1 protein-coding gene is annotated in these 4,608 nt (G+C 73.5%); it reads right to left on the bottom strand.

Features of this window, described 5'->3' with window-relative positions; translation table 11 throughout:
- Window positions 1-4,501, bottom strand: a 4,501-nt coding sequence (locus AB0411_RS37600; RefSeq protein WP_366421708.1) for an amino acid adenylation domain-containing protein, incomplete at its 3' end; no start/stop codon positions are given.
- Window positions 4,502-4,608 lie beyond the last annotated feature (107 nt).

The following is a 4,608-nucleotide window of genomic DNA, read 5'->3' as shown; positions in this document are numbered from 1 at the left end:
CACCCGGCAACAACACACCGACCCCGGACACACACCCACCCGGATCAGCCACCATCCCCCGCAACACACCCACGAACCGCCCCAACAACCCCTCCATCGACGCGGCGTCGAAGAGATCGGCGGAGTATTCGAGGATGCCCGTCATCCCGTCCGGGGCGCCGTCCGGCGCACTGCGCTCGCCCAGGCCGAAGGACAGGTCGAACCTGGCCCACCGGCTCTCGGCCCGCTCGGGGGTGACCGTCAGGGACGGCAGTTCCAGCGCGGCTGCCTGGTCGTTCCGGGCGTTCTGGACCGTCAGCGCCACCTGGAACAGCGGGTGACGGGTGAGGGACCGCGCCGGGTTCAGCTCCTCCACGAGCCGCTCGAACGGCACGTCCTGGTGGGCGTAGGCCGCCAGGGCGGTCTCCCGCACACGGGCCAACAACTCTCGGCAGGTCGGGTCCCCCGAGAGGTCGGTGCGCAGCACCAAGGTGTTCAGGAAGAAGCCCACCAGGTCGTCGAGGGCATCATCGGTGCGGCCGGCGATGGGTGCGCCGATGGGGATGTCCGCTCCGGCTCCCAGGCGCGAGAGCGTGACCGCCAGACCGGCCTGGAGCACCATGAACAGACTGGTGCCGGTGGCCGCGGCCAGTGACAGCAGCTCCTGGTGGAGTGCGGCGTCGAGGGAGAACTCCTGGGTCGCGGCGCGCGGGGTGCCCGCGGCCGGGCGCCGCCGGTCGGTCGGAAGGTCGAGTTCCTCGGGCAGCCCGGCCAGCGTCCTCGACCAGTACGCGAGCTGGCGGGAGATCTCGCTGTCGGGGTCGTGCTCCGTGCCGAGGACCGCACGCTGCCACAGCGCGTAGTCCGCGTACTGGACCGGCAGCTCCGTCCACCGGGGCGCGTCGCCGCCGGCGCGGGCGCGGTAGGCCATGGCGAGGTCGGCTGCGAGGGGGCGCCAGGAGCCTGCGTCGCTGGCGATGTGGTGCAGTACCAGCGCCAGCAGGTGGGTGTCCGGTCCGGTGGTGATCAGCGCGACGCGCAGCGGCGGCTCCTCGGCGAGGTCGAAGCCCTGGGAGGTCAGCCCGTCCAGCAGGGTGCGCAGGTCCGCACCGGCCGCCGTTGCGTCGGTGAGGTCCAGCGGGGGCGCCCAGGTGTCCAGCACGACCTGGTGCGGTTCCCCGTCGATGTCGGGGAAGACCGTGCGCAGGGATTCGTGGCGGCGCACCACATCGTGCACCGCGGCGCGCAGGGCGTCGCGGTCCAGTGTGCCGTGCAGCCGCAGCAGGACCGGCACGTTGTACAGCGAGCTGTCGGTGTCGAGCTGGTTGAGGAACCACAGGCGGCGCTGCGCGTACGACACGGGGATCTGGGCGGGACGGGCGGCCGGGGCGAGGGCCGGCCGGGCGTGCCCGGCGTCGTCGAGCAGCCGGGCGAGTGCGGACACCGTCGGCGCCTCGAACACGGCTCGCAGGGGGAGCTCCACGCCGAGGGTGGCGCGGACCCGGTTGGCGAGCCGGGTGGCCAGCAGGGAGTGGCCGCCGAGGTGGAAGAAGTTGTCGTCGATGCCTGCCCGGCCGATGCCGAGCACCTCGGCGAAGAGGCCGCACAGGATCTCCTCCTGAGGGGTGCGCGGCGCGCGTCCCACCGGGACGGGGGTGAGGTCCGGGGCGGGCAGCGCCCGGCGGTCCACCTTGCCGTTGGCGGTCAGCGGCAGGCCGTCGAGGACCATCACGTCGTTCGGGACCAGGTAGGCGGCGAGCGACCGGGCGAGGTGCGCGCGCACCGCGGCGGGGTCGGGCCGGGCAGCGGTGCCGTCCCGTGTGACGTCCGGTACGACGTACGCCACCAGGCGCCGGTCTCCCGGCCGGTCCTCGCGCACCGTGACGGCGGCGGAGCCGACGCCCGCCATGGCCAGCAGCGCCGACTCGATCTCGCCCGGTTCGATCCGGTACCCCCGGATCTTGACCTGGTCGTCGGCCCGGCCGAGGAACTCCAGCACACCGTCGGCGGTCCAGCGCACCCGGTCGCCGGTGCGGTACATCCGCGCCCCGGGCGGGCCGTACGGGGCCGCCACGAACCGCTCGGACGTCAGCGCCGGCCGGTTCGCATAGCCGCGTGCGAGCCCGTGCCCCGCGACGTACAGCTCCCCCACGGTGCCGTCGGGAACGGGCCGCAGCCGGCCGTCCAGTACATAGACGGCGGTGTTCCGCATCGGCCCGCCGAGCGGCACCGGCCCCCGGCCGGCCTCCGTTCCCGGCGCGGTCCGGTGGTCGAGGCAGCCGATCGTCGTCTCGGTCGGTCCGTAGTGGTTGACGAGAGCGAGGTCGGGGCGGCTCTCGCGCCAGGGGGCGAGCTGCTCCTCGTGCACGGCCTCGCCGCCGGTCATCAGCACCGCGCCCGACGCCAGGACGTCCGGCAGCAGTTCGAGCACCGGCAGATGGCTGGGGGTCGCCTTGAGGAAGGTGAGCCCACCGGGTACGTCGAGGCGTTCGTCCAGGTCGGCGACGTACAGGCAGCCGCCGGCCAGCAAGGTGCCGTAGAGCGTGGTCAGACCGAGGTCGAAGGAGAGGGACGAGTGCAGCAGCGTCCGGCCGGACAGCCCCGGGTAAACGGCCGCCGCACGCACGGCGTAGTCCACGAGCGACCGCTGCTCGATGACCACGCCCTTGGGGGCGCCGGTGGAGCCGGAGGTGTAGATGACGTACGCCGGGTGGGCGAGCGAGGCCGGTGCCGGGCGCTCTGCGTCGGACGGAGCGTCAGGAGACATCCCCCGCAGGCCGGCCTCGGTCTCCTCGGAGTCCAGGACGAGGAGGCTCTCCGGCCCCTCCCCCAGGCTCGGCACCCGTGCCAGTACCTCCTGGGTGGTCACCATCAGGGCCGGGGCGGCATCCTCGCGGATGAAGCCCAGCCGGGCATCGGGGTGCTCGGCGTCCAGAGGCAGGTAGGCGGCACCGGACTTGCCGACCGCGAGCATCGCGACCACCGCGTCGAGGGAGCGCGGCAGGGCGAGGGCGACGAGCGACTCGGGCCCCGCGCCGCGGCGGATCAGCAGTCGGGCCAGGCGGTTGGCACGGGCATCGAGCTGCGCATAGCTCAGCCGCTGCGTCCCGTGCACCACCGCCGGGGCCTGCGGAGACCGTGCCGCCCGGTGTTCGAAAAGGCGGTACAGCGGGACCGACGGCGTCTCGTGTGCGGTGTCGTTGCGCGCCACCAGAAGTTCGTGGCGTTCGTCGGCGGTGAGGATCTCGATGTCGCCGAGGCGGCGGTCGGGTTCGAGGGCGACGGCCCGGAGCAGGGCGACGAAGCGGCGCACCATCGACTCGGCCGTCGAGCGGTCGAACAGGTCGGTGGCGAACACCGCCTGGGCGCGCACGCCGTCGGGGGCGCCGTCCGCGGTGCGGCGCTCGCCGAGGCCGAAGGACAGGTCGAAGCGGGCCACATCGCTGTCGCGCCGCAGCGGGCTGCTCTCCAGGCCCGGCAGGCCCAGCACGGGCGGTGCGGTGTTCTGCAGGGAGAGCGAGACCTGGAAGAGCGGGTGGCGGGCGAGCGACCTGGCCGGGTTCAGCTCCTCCACCAGCCGCTCGAACGGCACGTCCTGGTGGGCGTAGGCGGCCAGGTCCGTCTCCCGGACCCGGGCCAGCAGCTCACGGAAGCCGGGGTCGCCCGAGGTGTCGGTGCGCAGCACGAGTTCGTTGATGAAGACACCCACCAGCTCCTCGGTGGCGTCGTCGGTGCGGCCCGCGACCGGTGTGCCGATCGGGATGTCGGTGCCGGCGCCGAGCCGGGTGAGCAGGGCGGCCAGGGCCGCTTGGAACACCATGAAGAGGCTGACGCCGTTCTGCTGGGCGAGCCTGAGGAGCCTGGTGTGCAGCTGGGCGTCCAGGGTGAAGTCGATGTGGTCGCCGCGGTGGCTGCCGGTCGCGGGGCGGGGCCGGTCGGCGGGGATCGCCAGTTCCTCGGGCAGTCCGGCGAGTTGCGTCGTCCAGTGGCCGAGCTGGCGCACGGCGAGGCCGTCCGGGTCCGTCTCGTCGCCGAAGAGTGCGCGCTGCCACAGGGCGTAGTCGGCGTACTGGACGGGGAGCGGCTCCCAGGGGGGGACGCTGCCGGAGAGGCGTGCGGTGTAGGCGTCGGAGAGGTCCCGCAGCAGGGGCCGCATCGACCAGCCGTCGCCGGCGATGTGGTGGAGCACCACCACCAGGACGTGATCCTCCGGTCCGAGGGTGAGCAGGGTGGCCCGCAGCGGGGTCTCGGTGGCGAGGTCGAACCCCGGCCGTACAGCCGCGTCGACCGCCGCCGTCAGCCCGTCCTCGGTGGTGCGACCGGTACGCAGTACGGCGGTGACGGCGTCGTCGGGGGCGAGCAGCAGCTGGCGGGGCTCCCCCGTCTTCTCGGGGAAGACGGTGCGCAGGCTCTCGTGCCGGGTGACGACATCCGCCAGCGCGCCGCGCAACGCCTCCTCGTCCAGGACGCCGGACAGCCGCAGCGCGAGGGACATGTTGTACTGCGGGTCCTGGGGATCCATGCGGTTAATGAACCAGAGCCGGCGTTGGGCGAAGGACAGCGGGACGACCTCGGGTCGCTCCCGGCGGACGAGGGCCGGACGGACCGCGCCTGCGCCCTGCTCCGACA

The sequence above is a fragment of the Streptomyces angustmyceticus genome, assembly GCF_040701845.1.
Taxonomy (GTDB): Bacteria; Actinomycetota; Actinomycetes; order Streptomycetales; family Streptomycetaceae; genus Streptomyces; species Streptomyces angustmyceticus_A.
This window is presented reverse-complemented; position numbering and strand designations above follow the sequence as displayed.